7 protein-coding genes (1 of these 7 only partly in view) are annotated in these 20,148 nt (G+C 68.6%); 4 read left to right on the top strand and 3 right to left on the bottom strand.

Annotated features, from left to right (window positions below):
• Positions 1-36 precede the first annotated feature (36 nt).
• The 3 genes from KIK15_RS18695 to KIK15_RS03215 are packed head-to-tail and all read right to left on the bottom strand — an operon-like array spanning position 37 to position 3,577.
• The gene (locus KIK15_RS18695) at positions 37-1,599 is read right to left on the bottom strand and encodes an ABC transporter permease (RefSeq protein WP_307851713.1); all 1,563 of its coding nucleotides are present in this window, start codon (positions 1,597-1,599) and stop codon (positions 37-39) included.
• Entirely contained in the window at positions 1,596-2,402 is an 807-nt protein-coding gene (locus KIK15_RS03220; protein ID WP_307851712.1) for an ABC transporter permease, read from the bottom strand. Before KIK15_RS03220 ends, KIK15_RS18695 begins: the two co-directional genes overlap by 4 nt.
• A 5-nt stretch (positions 2,403-2,407) precedes the next feature.
• Entirely contained in the window at positions 2,408-3,577 is a 1,170-nt protein-coding gene (locus KIK15_RS03215) for an ATP-binding cassette domain-containing protein (RefSeq protein WP_374222805.1), read from the bottom strand.
• A gap of 351 nt (positions 3,578-3,928) precedes the next feature.
• Between KIK15_RS03215 and KIK15_RS03210 the strand changes: the two genes are divergently transcribed.
• The 4 genes from KIK15_RS03210 to KIK15_RS03195 all read left to right on the top strand — a co-directional run.
• Positions 3,929-4,348 (top strand): hypothetical protein, encoded by a 420-nt coding sequence (locus KIK15_RS03210; protein WP_214242670.1) that lies wholly within the window; start codon positions 3,929-3,931, stop codon positions 4,346-4,348.
• 79 nt (positions 4,349-4,427) lie between these two features.
• Positions 4,428-4,649 (top strand): MbtH family protein, encoded by a 222-nt coding sequence (locus KIK15_RS03205; RefSeq protein WP_214242669.1) that lies wholly within the window; start codon positions 4,428-4,430, stop codon positions 4,647-4,649.
• 324 nt (positions 4,650-4,973) lie between these two features.
• Positions 4,974-5,357, top strand: coding sequence for a hypothetical protein (locus KIK15_RS03200; protein ID WP_214242668.1), 384 nt, complete (start codon positions 4,974-4,976; stop codon positions 5,355-5,357).
• A gap of 409 nt (positions 5,358-5,766) precedes the next feature.
• On the top strand, positions 5,767-20,148 hold the 5' portion of the coding sequence (locus KIK15_RS03195) for a non-ribosomal peptide synthase/polyketide synthase (protein WP_214242667.1). Its footprint extends 21,324 nt past the window's final position; 14,382 of the gene's 35,706 nt are visible here — the first part of the coding sequence; its start codon is at positions 5,767-5,769; the stop codon falls past the right edge of the window.

Genomic DNA, 20,148 nt, shown 5'->3' with positions numbered 1-20,148 from the left:
GTTCCTGGGGCGGGTTGGCCTGACCCCTTTATGGATTCAGGACGGTGACGCCGCCGCCTTACGGTAGCCGCGCAGGGCCGGGTAAGCGAAGACGACCATGATGCCGATGGCCCAGGCGAGGGTCTTGACGAGGCTGTCGGCGACCGGGCCACCGACAGCCAGGGCGCGCATGGTGTCGATGGCGGTGGTCATCGGTTGGTTGGACACCAACGGCTGCAACAGTTTCGGATACGCGCTGACCGGGGAGAAGCCGGAGTTGAAGAACATCAACAGGCTCGACACCAGTGACATCACCTGCACCAGGGGCACTTTCGACGATGACAGCGACACCGTGAGCACGATGCTGAAGAACGCGGCCCCATAGAGCAGGGCGACCGCGAAGATGCCCAGGGCGGGTAGCAGGCCCTGGTTGAACCGCCAGCCGATGATCATCCCGAACGAGGTGAGGATGACCGTGCCCAGCAGGATGCGCGCCAACTCGGCGATGATTCGAGCGCTCAGATCGGCGCCACGGTGGATCGGCAGCACGTACAGACGCGTCAGCAGGCCGGTGCGTCGCTCGGTCATCAGGCGGACACCTCCGGCCAACGAACCGAACATCGCGCCGACGAGGACGACCAGTGGGACGGTGCCGAACGCGCTGTTCTGGCCGGTGGCCTGACCGATGGCATCACCGAGCACCACCTTGAACATGATCATGCTCAAGGCCGGGAACAACAGGGTCTGCAAGAGAGTGACCCGGTCGCGACCCACCACCATCAGCTGTCGCCCGCTGAGCGCGGCGGTGTGCTTGCGGTAGGCGGTCCACCCGCGTTCACCGAGGGCAGCCGCCGGGGGGAACCGCGTGACCGCAGACCACGCGGCGCGGGTGGTGACGCCGGTCGTCGTAGGGGTGGCGGTGTCCGCAGCGAGCGCGGCCGCGCTGATGGCGGTCAGTCTGATGGTCGGTGCGTCGTCGGCCCCCGTGGCCGCATCGGTGTCGACCTGCTGGGGCCGGGAGCTCTCCCGCAGCGCACCGGAGTCTGTGCGGGCGCGCTCACGACCGGTGCGCTCGCCGGTCATCCGTTCGTTGAGGACCGTCCACGGGCCGACCACTGCGCGAATCGAGCCCGTGCCGGGAAACAGCACCTGCCGCTCGGGCGGACCTTCCCGATACGCCGCGTCCCGGTACGGACCGTCGCGGTGTGGCCGCAGCGGTCGGTCTGCGACAGGTGCCCCGGGTGGCCGCGGTCCCCAACCCGGCACGGAACGCGGTCGCACCACCCGACCGGACGGTGTGCGCGCGCCCGGCCCGGACGGTGTGCGCGCGCCCGGCCCGGACGGTGGCTGCGCGCCCGGCCCGGACGGTGGACCCGGTGGGGTCGCATCGGAACGCACCCGGATGATGGGCCGGGTCAGCGCCTCGCCGGCGTTCTCGGCTCGCAACGCCGCGTTGCGATCGGTACTCCACCACCGATCGTCGGGGGTCGAGTCCGGCGAGCGGTGGCGAGATCTACGGCCCGACTCGGCTCGCCCGGCGGAGTCGTCGTCACTCGGCGGCGGGGTACGTGAGCCGCGGCGAGGTGGTTGTTCCGGGGTCCCGGTGATCTCCCAGCTCATCGGCGCGAACTCCGCACGATCAGCAGCACCCCGCCACCGACGGCGAGCACCGCTATCCCGCCGGCCCAGGCCAGGGGGCCGATCGCCATCGATGCGGTGACGTTGCCGTTGTCGAAACCACGCATCAGCTCGGTGAACTGCGAGATCGGTTGATTGCGGGCGAAGGGTCGGATCCACTCGGGGAAGCTGGCCTCGGGGACGAACCCGGTCGAGAGCATGCCCAGGATGAGCTGTGGCAACGCCAACGCCTGGCTGGTCGCCTCGGGGTTCTTGGCCAGCACGCCGATGATGTCGGCGCCGAACGCCAACAGCAGACCCACCGCGAACGCCACCGCGAGGAACCCCAGCAGGTTCAGCGGACCGTGGTTGGGGCGCCATCCGATGACCAGGCCGGAGAGCATCGCCCAGCCCAGCGATATGGCCAGCAGCACCGCGTTGGCGAACAGGCGCGCGACGATCGGCACCACGGGGCTCACCGGCATGCTGCGAAGCCGCTCGGTGATCCCGACTGTGCCGTCGTTGGCCGAGCGCATGGCGGCCGAGGTCGCCACGAATCCCACCGATTGCAGGCAGATCACCGGCATCAGGAACTGCGCGTAGTTCACCCCGGGGAACGAGTCGAAGATGCTGCGCAGCGGCACGTAGAAGCAGATCGTCAGCATGATCGGCGCGACGATGCCGAGGAAGAACTCGCCCTGGCGCCACATGCCGCGGATCGAGCGGTTGGTCAGTGCCGCCACCTGCCCGATCACCGAGATCGACGGTCGCAGGTCGGCGCCGTGCAGTTCGGGCGCAAAGGTCACCGCCGTCACCGGGCGGCTCCGGGATCGGGTCGGAAAGCGAGGTCTGCGCGATCCTGGTCGCTGGGGCCCGACTGGTCGGATGCGGCGAGATCAGTTGCCTCGCCTGCGGTCCGGTCGGTCAATTTGAGGAAAACGTCGTCGAGCGAGGGTCGGCGCAGCCCCACGTCGGTCAGCGCGATGGAGGCCGCGTCGAGCCGACGCACGATCTCGACCAGAGTCGTGGTGCCGTCGGTGGCCGGTACGGTCAGGGCAGTGCGGGTCGGGTTGATCCGCAGCTCGCCCTTCGGAGCCAGGTCGGCCAGCAGTTCTTCGATCTTGACCAGATCGTCGGGGTAGCTGGGCACCACCTCGCAGAAGGTGCCCGAGACGCGGTCCTTGAGCTCGTCTGCGGTGCCCTCGGCGATCACCCGCCCGCGATCGATGACCACGATGTTGTCGCTGAGCAGGTCGGCTTCCTCGAGGTACTGCGTGGTCAGCAAGGTGGTGATGCCCAGATCGCGCAGCGAGGTGACGATGTTCCACACGTCCTGGCGACTGCGGGGATCGAGGCCGGTGGTCGGTTCGTCGAGGAAGACGACCTCTGGACGCACCACCAACCCGCAGGCGATGTCGATGCGCCTGCGCATGCCACCGGAGAACTTGCCCACCCGGCGCGTCGCGGCCTCGGTGAGGTTGAACGCCTCCAGCAGTTCCTCGGCTCGCCGCCGGGCCGCAGCCTTGTCCAATCCGAGCAGTCGTCCGAACAGGACCAGGTTCTCGCGGCCGGTCAGCGATTCGTCGAGGGCGGCGAACTGGCCGGTCAGCATGATCGACTTGCGCACCTCGCTGCGCTGGGAGACCACGTCGTAGCCCGCGATCCGGGCACTGCCACCGTCCGGCAGCAGCAGCGTGGCCAGCATGTTCACCGTCGTGGTCTTGCCTGCGCCGTTGGGGCCCAGCAATCCGAGCACCGTTCCGGCGGGTACCTCGAAGCTGACGCCGTCGACTGCGGTGAACTCACCGAAGCGTTTGACCAGCCCGTCGGCCACGACTGCGGGTCCGCGGGCGCTCCCGTGCGCGTGCGCCGCATCGACACCCTGCGCCGCATCGACACCCTGCGCGTGCGCCGATCGCCGACCGGTGTCGATCTTCTCCGGCAGGGACCACGGGCCGGTGACGGGCCTGTTCGACTCCACGGGCGTACGGTACGTGGTCGCGGGCGTCGGGTCATCACGCATCCGCGTGACCCCCGACTCGACTGCCGCCTCGACGTTCGCCCGCCCGGACTCCGCCGACGCCGCTGTGCCAGGTCATGAGAAGAACTTAGCTCAGACGCCACACCTGTAACGCTCAGCAGCGTGGATGCGACATGTCAGTCGACGCGGATGCGACATCCCCGTCGAACAGGTGAACCGCCCGACGTCCTCCGGGTGTCGGCGTGCTCGGATACAGTGAGCACCGAACACAGCTGCGACGTCTGGGGGCATTCGTCGCGCCCATGTCGGTGGAGACTCACCGACCTGTAAGCGCCAGTGAGGAGAGCTTCCGTGACGTCGATGTATCGATCGCGTCGGATCACCACCGCGATGCCCCAGAACTCGAACTCCCAGCCGGTGAACCGGCAGACACCGAACGCGCTGCACCGCACGTCGGCCGCCGTGGCGACTCGCTCGGAGGCCGACACCTCGCTCGGGTCGTTGGTCTCGGCGGCGGCGCGGGTCGCGCCTGATGCCCCGTCGGTCATCACACCGGCCCGACCGGTCAGCTTCGCCGAACTCCACGCTCGTGCGCAGGGGGCGGCGCTGGCGTTGTCCGGCGGGCAGGTGGTCGACGACTCGGCGCTGACCATGGCCCTGATGATGTGTGTTCCCGGTCTGGCCGTGTCCGGACCCGACGGTCTGGCCGCTACGCTGTCGTCTGTCCGAGTCCAGGCGACGATGGCCGTCGCCGGCGCACGAGAGGTGTGACCACGATCGACGTGGCCACATCGGGGGCGTACCGGTGGCCCTGCCGCCCTGTTGAGAACCGAGAGGGGATGGTTCGACCATGAGCAATCCATTCGACGACGAAGAGGGTCGCTTCTTCGTTCTCGTCAACGACGAGAACCAGCACTCCCTGTGGCCGACGTTCGCCGACATCCCCGCGGGGTGGAACAAGGTCTTCGGCGAGGCATCCCGAGCGGACTGCCTGGCTTACGTGACGGAGAACTGGACCGATCTGCGTCCGCAGAGCCTCATCGACGCCATGGAAGCCGACTCGTCTCAGTAGTCACATCGTTCATTCCTGTAACACTGGCCACTTTGATAACGGCCATGACACTGCGGGGCCACGGATGTGCGTCAGAACACACGCGCTTTGAGCTGGCAAACACTGGTCGTTGGGGCCTTTTCTGCTGGTAGACGGCAATTCAGCTCGTGTTGTGGCGTAGGTCACGGTTACGTTGTGTAACATTCTTTCAATCCGATCGGCACGGGCGAGAGTTACGCTCTTCCCACGCACGCACGGTGGAAGCAACGCACAGGGGTGAACATGTCATTTGCAGCAGTTCGGTCGGGGGGAACGACCGCAGCATCAACGAACGGGATCAGGGCCATGTCGACTGAGGTGGACGCAGCCGATCTCTTGGCCGCGGTTCGCCGAATCGCCGACACCGGTCCGGATCGAGTGGTGGTCCGCTACCACCATCGAACACTGACCTATCGAGAGCTGGCGTCGGCCATCGATCTGATGGTCCCGGTCACTCGCAGCCAGAGCATGGACGATCGGGCCGCAGTGGTGGCTGCGGTCTTCGCCGGCATGCCTGCTTTGTCGTCGGAATGCGACCCGGCGACGGTCGCAGCCGTCGTCGACGGCACGTTCGCGCGAGTTTTCGCCGACCTCGCCGAGCTCGACGACGCGTCGAACGCGCCGAAGGGGGCCTTGCGGACCAACGAGATCGACTTGCGAGACATCGCCAGCCGCCTCGCTGCGTCGTGAGCAGCGCCCTTCACATCAACTCCTGACCTCGCCGGACGTCGCATGCGTCGTCCGGCGAGTCCGTGTGTCTACACGAGATCTGTTGAGGTCCTCACTCTCGTGTAGCATCGGTAAGCATCTTTTCGACATCGTTAAGTCACTTGCGAGGGGCGTCGTGAGTGGCGGGAGATGCCCGCTGTGTCAGCTCGCCACATGTGGCGTGAGCTGGTCATATTCGGCCAAGACGCTGTCGAGATCGGGCGGCTGGGCGTGTCCATCGGACGCGACCGATGCCCGATGAGACCATTGTGGTCCGGAGAACACGCCGCAGTACCGACGTGCGATCATGGTCCCCGGGGGATTGGCGAGCGAACGTTCGGGATTGGAGCAAGAGGACTTGGTTGCCGGTCGCTCACCTGCATCCGCAGCAGTGCCGCCACCAGCAGCAGTGCCGGGTGACGCGTTCGAGTTGTCGACCGCGCAGCGCGGCATCTGGTTCGCGCAACAGGCGCTTGGGTCGGTCCCGATCAACATCGCCGAGTACATCGAGCTGACCAGCCCCATCGATCTCGCCACCCTGACACAGGCGTGCAACATCGCTGCGGCGGAGATCGGGTCGGGGTTCCTGCGCCTGATCGACACCGGCGACGTGCCCATGCAGCAGGTCGTGACCGGCGTCGAGGACACGATCGAAGCCATCGACTTCACCGGCGACGCCGATCCGCGCGCCGCGGCTCTGCGGTGGATGCACGAAGACTATGGCCGCCCCATCGATGTGCTCACCGATCGACTCACCGTGAGCAGTTTGCTCACCATCGGGCCCGATCACCACCTCTGGTATTTCCGCGCCCACCACATCGTGCTCGACGGATTCGCGGCGTTCACGTTGCTCACCCGGGCGGCCGAGGTCTACTCCGCACTGTTGGCAGGCACCGAGCCCGGTCCGTGGGCGGGCGCGTCACTGCAGGAGGTCGTCGACGGGGAGCGGACGTACCGCACGTCATCTCGGTTCGACAAGGACCGCACCTATTGGGCCGAGCGCAATGAGGGCCTGCCGGCGGCGATCTCGCTCTCGGCGCGGCGGGAGACACCCGGACGGTTCTCGCGCCTGGCGACCATGCAGCTCACCGACGATCTGGTCGAGCTGATCGACCGAGCCTCCGAGACCGACGGAACAGGCAGTGCCGCGCCGGCCGTCATCGCCACCTTCGCCTGCTACCTGGCCCGCATGGCCGACACCGACGACGTCGTGTTGAGCCTGCCGGTCAGTGCTCGTAACACGGCCAAGCTGCGCAACGCCGGCGGGATGGTGTCCAACGTGGTGCCGTTGCGGGTGGCCGTACACGACGACGTCACCGTGGCCCAGCTGATCACCGCGGTGCAGACCGGTGTGACCGGCGCGTTGCGTCGTCAGCTCTACCGGCACGAGGACATGCGCCGCGACATCGGCCAGGGCACCGGGGAGCGCGGCCTGTTCGGTCCGTCGGTGAACCTGATGATGTTCCAGTCCTCGCTCACCCTCGGCGAGGCGCTCGGGGTGCCCAACATCTTGACCACCGGACCGGTGGAGGACCTGTCGGTCAACATTTATCCAGGCGCCCACGGCAGCAGGCTGCGCGTCGAGCTCGAGGCCAACCCACAGGCCTACTCCGATGCTGACCTGGCGCGCCACCTCGATCGGTTCGTCGACCTGCTCGGTCAGGCCCTCGCCGACCCCACCCGCACGGTCTCCGAACTGGTCCTCGGCTCGTCGGCGGAGATCGCCGAGCTCGTCGTCGACCACAACGCCACCGATCACGAGATCGCAGGCCCGACTGTGGTGGAGTTGTTCGCCCGGCAGGTGGCGGCCACCCCGGATACGATCGCGGTCGTCGACGGCGAGCGCACCTTCACCTTCGCCGAGTTCGACGCCTGGACCAACCGGTGGGCCCGCCACCTCATCGCCGCCGGTGTGGGGCCGGATGTGCGGGTGGCCGTCGCCGTGCGACGCAGCGCCGAATTGCTCGCCGTGCTCTACGCCACCGCCAAAGCCGGTGGTGCCTACGTCCCCATCGATCCCGATCATCCGGCCGGCCGCATCGCCGATGTCCTGTCCACCTCCCAACCGGCACTGCTGATCGCCTTCGCGGCCGACCGCGACCGCTTCGCGACCGCCAACCCGCACGATGTCGAGTTCATGGCGGTGGAGAGCGACGTCTCGAGCCGGTCCGAGGCTCCGGTGTCTGACACCGACCGCCTGGCGCCGCTGCGGCCCGAACACCTCGCCTACGCCTTGTTCACCTCGGGATCGACCGGAGCGCCCAAGGGTGTGGCGGTGCCGCATTCGGCCGTGGCCAACCAACTGTGTTGGGTGGCAGGTGAATACGGCATCGGGCCCGACGATGTCGTGCTGCAGAAGACGCCGGTCACCTTCGACGTGTCGGTGTGGGAGCTGTTCTCACCCTCGGTGGGCGCGCGGGTGGCGATGGCTCGGCCCGACGGACACCTCGATCCCGGTTATCTCGTGGCGGAAATGGATCGGGTGGGTGCCACGGCCACGTCGTTCGTCCCGGCGATGCTGTCGTTGTTCGTCGCCGAGATCACTGCGGCACCGCAGACGTTGCGAGTGTTGCTGATCGCCGGTGAGGCGTTCCCGGCCCGGCTGGCCCAGACCGCAGCCGCCGCGCTGCCTCAGGTCGCCATCGAGAACCTTTACGGTCCAACCGAATTCACCGTCCATGCCACCGGCGCATCGATCGACACCGTCCGCGGTGAGGTGGTGCCCATCGGGTCGGCGGCGTGGAACTGCCAGGCCTATGTGCTCGACCGACGGCTGCGGCCATGTGTCGCCGGCGCGGTGGGGGAGCTCTACCTCGCCGGAGCGCAGCTGGCGCGCGGCTACCTGCAGCGTCCCGATCTGACTGCCGAGCGGTTTGTGGCGTCGCCGTTCGGTGCCCCCGGGACGATCATGTACCGCACCGGCGACCTCGTCCGCTGGGCCCCGGACGGGAACCTGGAGTACGTGGGGCGCACCGACTTCCAGGTCAAGGTGCGTGGGTTGCGGATCGAGCTCGGCGAGATCGAGGCCGCCATCCTGTCGGATCCGGCGGTGCGCGAGACCGTGGTGACGGTGCACCAGAGCGCGCATGGCCAGCGCTTGGTCGCCTACGCGGTGGCTGTCGACGGCCGGCAGATCGACACCGCATCGGTGATCACCGCTGTGCGAGCCGCCGTACCCGAGTACATGGTGCCCGACGCCGTGGTGGTCCTCGACGCCATGCCCCTGGGTGCCAGCGGCAAGGTGGACCGAAAAGCGTTGCCCGAACCCGACTTCTCGGCGCATGCGGTGGCCTTCCGGCCCCCCACCACACCACGCGAGCGCACCATCGTCGCCCTGGTGGAGAGTCTGCTCGGACACGAGCGCGTCGGGCTCGACGACTCGTTCTTCGGCCTGGGTGGCGACAGCATCATGTCCATCCAGCTGGTCTCGCGCGCGCGGGCGGCCGGGGTGCACTTCACCTCACGAGAAGTGTTCGAGCACAAGACGATCGGTGCGCTGGCCGCAGCTGCGCGTGACGACGCCGACGGCGGCGCGCTGGCCGAGCTGCCCGGCGGCGGAGTGGGACCGGTGCCACTGACGCCGATCGTCGCCTGGATGGCCGAGATCCCCGCCGGGGTGGGCCCGTACTCCCAGTCGGTGCAGCTGCCCTTGCCCCACCCGCACGACCCGGCCGCCCTGCACGCTGCCGTTGCCGCGCTGGTGGCGCACCACGACGTCTTGCGATCGCGGCTCACCGTCGACGACGACGGCACCGTGACCCACCTGATCGACCCGGTCGACAGCGCTGACCGTCCGGGGGTCGACATTGTCGAGGTGACGGTGGCGGCGGCGCCCGGAACCGTCGCGTTCGCCGATGCGCTTGCCGCACAGGCAAAATCGGTCACTGAAAGCCTTGATCCCGCCGCCGGGCGCGTGCTGTCGCTGGTGGTGGCGCGTGGCCCGTGGGAGAGTGCGCAGACCTCGGCGCGGCTGCTGATCGTGGCCCATCACCTGGTGGTCGACGGGGTCTCGTGGCGCATTCTGCTGCCCGACTTGGCCACCGCCTACACCCAGGTGGCGTCGGGCTCGGCCACCCACCTCGCCCCGGTGGGGACCTCGATGCGGCGCTGGGCGCACGCGCTCACCGAACTCGCCCGGACCGACGGTCTGCGCGACGAGCTGGCCTATTGGGAGTCGATCTCTGCGCAGCGCGGGGTGTTCGATCTGCGGCCCGATCCCGAGCGTGACACCGTAGGCACCCTGTCGCGCCGCGAACTGTCGCTGGCCCCCGAGCTGACCGAGACACTGCTGACCCGCATCCCGCAGGCCTTCCACGGTGGCGTGAACGACGGCTTGCTGGCCGCGCTGGCCCTGGCCGTCACCGAATGGGCTGCCGCACATCGAGTCACCGCCGACGATGATCTGAGCGATCCCAGTGTGCTGGTGTCGCTTGAAGCCCACGGGCGCGAGGAAGAGTTGGTCGCCGGTGCCGACCTGTCGCGCACCGTGGGGTGGTTCACCACCATTTATCCGGTGTCGCTGTCGACGGCCGGGATCGACCGGGCCGACGCGATGTCGGGCGGGAGGTCGGCCGGGGAACTGCTCAAGGCGGTCAAGGAGCAGCTCGCCGGGGTGCCGCGCCGCGGGGTGGGCTTCGGTTTGCTGGCCCACCTCACCTCCGAAGGATCTGCGGCGCTGGGCCAGTACGCAGATCCCGCCATCAGCTTCAACTATCTCGGTCGGTTGGCCGGCACCGAGGGAACCGGGCCGTGGATCCCCGATGGCCGAGATGCATTGCGCGGCAACCGGGGTGCGGCGGTGCCGGTGCGTCACGCCCTCGACGTCAACGCCATGGTCACCGAGGGCGACGGTGGGTCACAGCTGAGCGCCACCATCGACTACCCGGCGGGGTTGTTGCGTGATGATCAAATCGACGAGTTGGTCGACCTGTGGTTGGCGGCGCTGGAAGCCGTTGCCCGGCATGCTGTCTCGCCGCAGGCGGGTGGGTGGACCCCGTCCGATCTAGACCTGGTGAGCATCGATCAGGCCCAGATCGACGCCCTCGAAGGGCGTTACGACGACATCGAGGACGTCTGGCCGCTGGCTCCCCTGCAGAACGGGCTGCTGTTCCACGCCGAGTTGGCCACCGGGTCGGTCGACCTCTACACCGCGCAGACCGTGCTCGAGTTGACCGGCGTCGACGCCGACCGCATGCATCGCAGCGCCCAGGCGCTGCTCGATCGTCACCCCACGCTGCGTGTCGCCTTCGTCACCGACGATCGGGGTACCTCGACCCAGGTGGTCATCGCGGGCATCGCGGTGCCCTGGCAGGAACACGACCTGACCGCTCTGCCGGTCGAGCAGCGGGATGCCCGAGCGGCGGCCATCGTTGACGCCGACCGCGTCGAGGCGTTCGACATGGACTCGCCACCGCTGCTTCGGTTCACGCTGTTGACTCTGGGAGAGAACCGATTCCGGTTGATCCTGACCAACCATCACGTACTCCTTGACGGCTGGTCGATGCCGTTGCTGATGGGTGACCTGTTCGCACTCTATGCAGCAGGCGGAGCGGCCGAGGGCCTGCAGTCGCCGCCGGCCTATCGGAACTATTTGTCCTGGTTGGCCTCTCACTCGCCGGTCGCCTCGTTGCAGGCGTGGTCGTCGGCGTTGGCCGGGGTCACCGAGCCGACCCTGATGTTCGCCGACGGCGATGCCGCGGCCGCCGACGCGGTGCCGGAGGTGATCGAGGTCGCCGTCGACGACGCCGTGGCCACCCGCCTCACCGAACACGCCCGAGATGCCGGCGTCACCTTCAACACCATCCTGCAGTGCGCCTGGGCGGTGGTGGTGTCGCGATTCACCGGCACCGACGACGTCGTCTTCGGCACCACTGTGTCCGGTCGGCCCGCCGAGGTCGCAGGCATCGAGACGATGGTGGGGTTGTTCATCAACACCCTGCCGGTGCGGGTGCGGCTGGAGGACGGCGACGACGTCATCGGCCTGCTCAAGCGGGTGTCGCAGGAGCAGGCCGACCTGCTCGACCACCACACGGTGGGTCTGGCGGAGATCATCGCGACCACCAACGCCGATTCGTTGTTCGACACGATGATGGTCTACGAGTCCTACCCGCTGGACCGCGAAGCGCTGGCCGCAGCCGCCACCATCGACGGGATGGCGGTCACCGACGCCGACGTCCGCGACGCCACCCACTACCCGCTCACCGTCATCGCGATCACCGACCCGACTCTGCGGCTTTCGGTGAAGTACCTGCCCGGGATCGTCGAGTCGGCTACGGCCCGAACCATTCTCGATGCACTGGTGCGAGTCCTCGACGCGATCGGGACCGACCCCGGCGCGCGTGTTCTCGACCTCGACGTCCTCGATCCCGGCGACCGGTCGCGGCTGCTCGCCCAGGACGGAACCGAGGCACGCGACGGTCACGAGGTGTGGCTACCGACCCCGGCGACCCTGGCCGATCTGATGGGGCACGCCGCGCAGGTCGGTTCGCAGCGCCTCGCCGTCGACGGTCCCGACGGTTCCATCACCTATGCCGAGCTCGATCGACGCTCGAATGCGTTGGCGCGCTTGCTCATCTCTCGGGGTATCGGGCCCGAGCAGGTCGTGGCCATCGGCATGGGCCGGTCGGTGGAGTTCATGGTGGCGGTGTGGGCGGTCGCCAAGTCCGGCGCGGCGTACCTGCCGGTGGACATGCGGTATCCAGCCGACCGGATCGAGCACATGCTCCTCGATTCCGGTGCGGTGTACGGGTTGTCGACCGCGCGGTGGCGCGCGCAGCGGCCCGCCTTGGTCGAGTGGTTGGAGCTGTCCACCGCCGCCGAGGGGTCGCCGGAGTACGACGTGGCGATCGCCACGCTGTCGTCGGAGGCCGTGACCGACGCCGATCGCATTGCGTCACTGCGGGTCTCGAACCTGGCGTACATGATCTACACCTCGGGGACCACTGGCAATCCCAAGGGGGTCGCGGTCACCCACGGCGGACTCGCCGCGTTGAGCGCCGAACAGGCCGAGCGTTTCGCACTGACCCCCGACTCCCGCACGCTGCACTTCGCGTCGCCCAGCTTCGACGCGTCGGTACTCGAGCTGCTGCTGGCGTTCGCGCACGGTTCCACCATGGTCATCGTGCCGACCGAGGTATACGGCGGCGAGGAGCTGCGGGATCTGTTGATCTCGTATCGGGTCACCCACGGGTTCATCACCCCCGCGGCGCTGGCCTCGGTCGATCCGACCGGCCTCGACGAGTTCGCCTGCGTCGCGGTCGGCGGCGAGGCCTGCCCGCCCGAGCTGGTGGCGCGGTGGGCACCGGGTCGCGCTTTCTTCAACTGCTACGGGCCCACCGAGACAACGTGTTTCGCCGACGTGGCCGGCCCGATGACGGTGGGCGAGGCGATCACCATCGGTTACCCCGTCCGTGGTCTCACCTCGCAGATCCTCGATCGACGCCTGCAGCCGGTGCCGATCGGGGTGCAGGGTGAGCTCTACCTGCGCGGACCGGCGATGGCACGCGGGTACCACGAACGTCACGGACTGACCGCGGAACGATTCGTCGCCGACCCACACGGCGCGCCCGGCGACCGCATGTACCGGACCGGCGACATCGTGGCGTGGACCCCGGTGGGTGATCACCTCGAGATCCGGTACGTGGGACGCAAAGACTTCCAAATCAAGATCCGCGGATTCCGGATCGAACTCGGCGAGATCGACGCCGCGTTCGCCGCCCATCCCGACGTGGAGTTCGCGGCGACCATCGGCGCCACGCTGCCCTCGGGCAGTGCGGCGTTGGTCACCTATGTCCTGGCGCCTGAGATCGACGACATGGACGTGGTCCGGGAGTGGGTGGCGCAACGATTGCCCGCACACATGGTGCCCGCGATCATCGTTGCCATCCATGAGATCCCGTTGACCAGTGCGGGCAAGTTGGATCGGCGCGCACTGCCCCAACCCGATCTCACCGGGCTGGCCGAGGTGGGGCGTATGCCCGAGTCGGACACCGAGGTGCTCGTGGCCGGAGTGTTCGCAGACCTGCTTGGGCTCAACTCGGTGGGTGTGGATGCCACCTTCTTCGATCTCGGCGGCAACTCGCTGACCGCCACCAAGGCCGCAGCGCGGATCGGTGCGGTCCTCGGGCGTCGGCTGCCGGTCCGCGACATCTTCGACCACTCCACCGTGGCCGCCCTCGCGGCGCACATCGACGGGGTCACCACGAATGTGGGAGAACAGGATTCGGCTTACCCGCCGCTGACCCCCGGACTGGCCGGTGAGCACCCGGTGCTCTCGCCCACCCAGCAGCAAATGTGGTTGCTCAACCGCTTCGACACCGCCGGCGCCGCGTACAACATCGGTCTGGTGGTACATCTGCAGGGTCCGCTGGACCGCGCCGCGTTGGTCGCCGCTGCCCGCGACGTGGTGGCTCGACACGCCACTCTGCGCACGGTCTTCCCCGATAGCGGGTCCGGGCCCTATCAGGACGTCCGCGCGATCGACACCCTCGACATCGAGGTGCACCAGAAGTCGGTGACGTCGTCGTCGGTGCGCGCCGCCATCGGCGAGTTCGCCTCACGTGGTTTCGATCTCACCGCCGAGGTGCCCACCCGATTCGGGCTGTTCGAGGTGGCGTCCGACGACGTCTACGTGAGCCTGGTGATCCACCACATCAGCACCGACGGCGCCTCGTTGGCCCCGCTGGCCCGCGACATCATGGTGGCCTACGCCGCACGTGCGCAGGGGAGTGCGCCACAGTGGTCGCCGCTGCCGGTGTCCTACGTCGACTACGCCGCCTGGTTCCGTCGCCATCTCGGTGATCCCTCCGATCCGACCTCGGTGTCGGGTCGCCAGCTCGATCACTGGCGAGTCGCGTTGGACGGCAGCCCCGACCTGCTGGCTCTGCCGACCGACCTGCCGCGGCCCACGGTTCGCACCGGCCGTGGTGCGGCGGTACGTTTCGACATCGACCCCGAGCTGTACCGCCGGATGAACTCGGCCGCGGGTTCGGTGGGGGCATCGGTGTTCATGGTGGCCCACGCCGCGCTCGCGGTGCTGTTGGCGCGGACCACCGACACCGACGACATCGTGATCGGCACCCCGGTCGCCGGTCGCCCGGTGGACGAGCTGGCCGAACTCGTCGGCATGTTCGTCAACACCGTGCCCCTGCGGGTGCGGGTGGACGAATCACGCTCGGTCATCGACCATCTCACCGCTGTGCGCGCGGCCGACCTGGAGGCTTTCGACCACGCCGACGTCCCGCTGGAGACGGTGGTCGACGCGTTGGGTCGACCGCGCACCGCGGCACACTCCCCGCTGTTCCAGGTCCTGCTGTCGTTCCAGAACACCGAGCGGGTGGTGTTCGACCTCGCCGGTCTGCGCGCGGAGATCAACGACGACAACGTCACCGCCTCGGCCCAGTTCGACATCACGGTCAACCTGTCCGAGCGGTTCGACACCCCCGACGATGCTGACGCCGTCACCGGTGCCGACCGGAGCCCCACCTCGCTGGGCGGCACGCTGACCTACGCCACCGACCTTTTCACCGAGGCCACCGCAGACCTGATGGCCCGGCGCTTCGTGACCACGCTGCGCTCGCTGGTCGAGGCCCTGGAGATGGGTGCCGGACCCGCTGGGCCCACGATCGGTGACCTCGACGTGTGGGGCGAGACGGCACCGGCGGCACCCATCGCCGTGTCGATTTCCGGTGGGTCAGGTGCGCCTGCACCGAATCTGGTTGTCCCGGTGGTGGATCCACGTCGCGACCTGCTCGCCGACATCGATCATGCGGCCGCCACCGACCCCGACGGGGTGGCGCTGCGCTGGGACGGCGGCAGCGTCACCTTCGCCGACCTCGCCGCGCGGCTGGCCCCGCTGGCGCCGATGGCGGCTGGTGGCCTGAGCGCAGACGCCGTGGTCTCGGTTGCGTTGTCCACGCTGATCCCCGCCGCCGCTGTCGCGGCCCCGGACTCAGCAGATGCGTTGCCCGCGTTGATCACCCGTCTCACCGAGTCACTCGCCTCAGTCGGGACCGCAGCGGCCGCGGGCCCGGCGGCGCACACGGCGGACACCGACCTGTGGGCGATGTTCACCGATGCGGTGGCGCAGACGCCCGAGGCGCCTGCGCTCACCTTTGAGGGTGAGACGCTGACCTACCGGGAGTTCTCGCAGCGCGTGTCGCGGCTGGCCCGTCATCTGATCGCCGGTGGCGTGGGCCCGGAATCGTTGGTGGGGCTGGCCATGGAGCGCAGCCTGGACCTGGTGGTCGGGATGTATGCGATCATCGCCGCCGGCGGCGCGTATGTTCCGCTGGACCTTGAACACCCCAGGGCCCGTTGGGAACACACTCTGGCGACCGCTGAGCCGGTGTGTGTGCTGGCCTGGGCTCGAAGCGACCTGCCCGATGGGGTGCAGGTGGATGCCCTCGTCGAGTTGTCGACGCTGGACGTCTCCGACCGTGACGGCACGCCGATCACCGACGGCGACCGCAACAGCCCGTTGCGCCCCGACAACACCGCTTACGTCATCTTCACCTCGGGTTCCACCGGTAAACCCAAGGGTGTGGCGGTCAGCCACCGTGCCATCGTCAACCGGCTGCGCTGGATGCAAGACGAGTACCGACTCGGTGCTGCAGATGTTGTGGTCCAGAAGACCCCGGCCACCTTCGACGTGTCCGTGTGGGAGTTCTTCTGGCCGTTGCAGATCGGCGCCCGCCTGGTGGTGGCCGCCCCGGGCGGGCACCGCGACGTCGCCTATCTGTGCCGACTGATCGCCGCCGAGTCGATCGCGGTGATCCACTTCGTCCCCTCGATGCTCGGGGTGTTCGTGGCCGGGGCCGATCGCGATGCCCTGACGTCGCTGCGGCTGGTCTTCACCAGCGGTGAGGCGTTGGTGCCCGACTACGCGCGTGACCTCGATGCGCTGTGCGACACCGAGATCCACAACCTCTACGGGCCGACCGAGGCCGCGGTCGATGTCACCTACCACCAGTGGGTTCCCGCCGACACCGCAAGCGTCCCGATCGGACGGCCGGTGGCCAACACCGCGGTGGCGGTGCTGGATCGGCGGCTGCGTCCGGTGCCGGTGGGGGTCGCCGGTGAGCTGTACCTGCTCGGTGTGCAGCTCGCGCGCGGCTATGTATCGCGCCCGGACCTGTCCGCCGACCGGTTCGTCGCGGCCCCGCCTGCGGTGGGTGCGCCGGCCGGTGCGCGGATGTATCGCACCGGCGACCTGGTGCGGGCCCGAGCCGACGGCGAGCTGGAGTACCTGGGCCGCACCGATTTCCAGGTGAAGCTGCACGGTCTGCGCATCGAGCTGGGCGAAATCGAGGCGGCGCTGTTGACCGATCCGTCGGTCGCCTTTGCTGCGGTGTTGCTCGCGGATTCGGAGGTGGGTGCCCGGCTGGTCGCCTACGTGGTGCCTGCGGCGGGCCACACCATCGATGTCGCAGCGCTGCGTTCCTCGTTGTCGAACACCCTGCCCGAGTACATGGTTCCGGCTGCGTTGGTCGAGATCCCCGAGCTGCCCACCAACGCCAACGGCAAGCTCGACCGCGCTGCGCTGGCCCAGGTCGAGGTCCCCGACGCCCCGGTGGCGCAGTACGTGGCGCCACGGACCGCCCGCGAAGAGATGGTGGCCGGGGTGATGGCCGCAGTCCTCGGCGTGGAGCGCGTCGGCGTCCACGACTCGTTCTTCGATCGGGGCGGGAACTCGCTGGCGGCTGTGCGGCTGGTCTCGGAGTTGTCCGACGCGCTGTCGGTCGACATCACCATGCGTGATGTGTTCCAAGCGCAGTCGGTGGCGCAGCTGACCGAGCTGGCCGAGATCCGGGCCGCGCAGGCCACCGGGTCGACGGTGGTCCCGCGGTTCGAGATCCCGAGTGGGCCGCAGCCGCAACGGATCCCGTTGTCGCTGGCCCAGCAGCGGTTGTGGTTCATCAACACCTACGAACCCACCTCCGGTGCCTACAACATCCCGTTGACGTTCGTGTTCACCGGCGAGCTGGACATCGACGCCCTCAGTTCGGCCCTGGTCGACCTGGTGGATCGTCAGCGGGTGCTGCGCACCATCTACCCGGGCGGACCGCAGGGCCCCGAGCAGGTCGTGGTGCCCATCATCGACGCGCTACCGCCGGTTCGGGTCGATTCGGTGCACCCCGACGATCTGTGGAACCGTCTGCGTGAGTTCGTGTTCCCCGGATTCGACGTCACCACCACCGTCCCGGTGCGCACCGCCCTGCTGCGTCTGGACCCCACGGCGCCGCGGATCGCCGACGGCGACCGGTCGACCCGGGTGGTGCAGGATGACAGCACAGTGCCCGCCGACAGCACAGTTCTCGACGACGCAGTGACCGACAGTGGGGTGCTCGACAGTGGGGTGCTCGACGACGCGGTGATCGAGGCGGGCGACTCGTCGGCTCCCACGCAGCACGTCCTGGTGTTCGTCATGCACCACATCGCCTCCGACGGTCTGTCCATGCAGCCGTTGGCCGCAGATCTGTTGACCGCCTATCGCAGTCGCGTCGCCGGACAGCGCCCGGACTGGGCGCCGCTGGCGGCGCACTACACCGATTTCGCCCGCTGGCAGTCGGCCACCTTCGGCGACGATGCCGACTCCGGATCGCCGGCCGCCCGTCAGCTCGAGCACTGGAAGGGCGTGTTGGCGGGGGCGCCGGAGATCATCGGTCTGCCCACTGATCGCCCCCGGGGACAGACGCGACCGGGAGTGGGTGCCACCGAGGTCTTCACCATCGACCCCGCGCTGCACGCGGCCATCGGCGAGCTGGCCAACCGGCACGGCGTCACCCGATTCATGGTGTACCACGCGGCTTTTGCCGCTCTGCTGGCCCGGTACAGCAACTCCGACGACATCGTGGTGGGCGCGCCGATCGGCGGTCGTGGGGCCAGTGAGCTCGACGCGCTGGTGGGCATGTTCGTCAACACGCTGGCACTGCGCACACGGGTGGACACCGCGGCCACGGTGGGGGAGTTGCTCGCCTCGGTGCGTGCGGTCGACCTCGACGCGTTCAGCAACTCCGACGTGCCTTTCGAGCGCATCGTCGACGTCATCGCGCCCTCCCGCTCGGCGTCGCACACCCCGATCTTCCAGGTGGTGCTGGGGGTCAACGGAGCGCCGCAGACCGGTTACGACGTCGGCGAGCTCAGCGTGAAGATCGGTGCCATCGACACCGAATACACCAAGTTCGACCTCACCGTGGACCTGGCGGAGAGCTTCGACGAGTCCGGTGCCGCGGCCGGGGTCACCGGGTTCGTCGGCTACGCCACCGACATCTTCGACGCCTCCACCGCGGCCGACCTGGGTCAGCGACTGCTGCGAATGCTGGCCGGCTTCGTCGCCGACGACGCCGCCACCGTGGGCGACATCGGGCTGCTGACCGATGCGCAGGCGCGTGCGCTGGTCTCGGTGCGCGGCGGCACTCCGCCGCCTGCGTGCACGCTGGCCGATCTGCTCGACCGGGCTGCGCGCGTGCACCCCGATGCCGTGGCGATCGTGGCCGGCGATCGCCAGCTCACCTACACCGAGTTGGATCGTCGATCCAATCAGCTTGCGCGCGAACTTATCTCGCGAGGTGTCGGACCCGACGACGTGGTCGCGCTCGGCATGGCGCGCAGCATCGAGTCGGTGCTCGGAGTGTGGGGAGTGGCTCGCGCCGGAGCTGCGTTCGTCCCGGTCGACCCGACCTACCCGGCCGATCGCATCGCCCACATGCTCACCGATTCTCATGCCCGCCTGGGCATCACGACCACGGCAGACGCCGGTGCAGGGCTGCCCGACGACGTCGAATGGATCGCCATCGACGACCCGGTCATCGATACTCGCGCCGACACCGCGATCGAACCTGACGAACGTCTGCGGCCGGTCGCTCTCGATCACCTGGCGTACCTGATCTACACCTCTGGGACCACCGGTCTCCCCAAGGGCACCGAGGTGACCCATCGCGGGCTGGCCGCGCTGACCGAGTCGATGCGGATTGCCCTGAACACCGACAGCAGTTCGCGGGTATTGCATTTCGCCTCGCCGAGCTTCGATGCCTCGGTGTTCGAGCTGGTCTTCGTGCTGGGTTCGGCGGCCACCATGGTCATCGCGCCGGTGTCGGTCTACGGCGGTGAGGAGCTGCGGGAGCTGCTGCACGACGCCGCGGTGACCCACGCCTTCATCACCCCGGCTGCGCTGGCCCTGATGACCCCCGACGATTTGCCCGACCTCGACGCGGTGGTGGTCGGTGGCGAGGCGCCGTCGAGCGAGTTGATCACCCGCTGGTCGGCCGGTCGTCGACTGATCAACGCCTACGGGCCCACCGAGGCCACGGTCGCCACCAACGTCAGCGCGCCGTTGACCGCCGACGTCCCGGTGACCATCGGACCGCCAGTGCTCGGGGTCAGCGCCCTCGTGCTCGACGATCGGCTTGCGCCGGTGCCGGTGGGGCTGCCCGGCGAGCTGTACGTGAGCGGACCCGGTGTGGCCCGCGGCTACCGCAACCGATCGTCGCTGACCGCGCAGCGGTTCGTCGCCAATCCCTATGGGGCGCCGGGAGATCGGATGTACCGCACCGGCGACGTGGTGCGGTGGGTGCGCTTGGACCCGGACGCGCCGCAGGCGCTGTCTCTCGCGTTCATGGGTCGGTCGGACCATCAGGTGAAGGTGCGCGGGTTCCGCATCGAACTCGAGGAGATCGATGCCGTGTTGGCCGGGCACCCGGCGGTCGACTTCGCGGTCACTCTCGGTGTGCCTGGACCCACCGGCGACACCGCGTTGGCCTCTTACGTGCGACTT

The organism is Williamsia sp. CHRR-6 (genome assembly GCF_018474015.1).
Classification (GTDB): Bacteria; Actinomycetota; Actinomycetes; order Mycobacteriales; family Mycobacteriaceae; genus Williamsia_A.
This window is presented reverse-complemented; position numbering and strand designations above follow the sequence as displayed.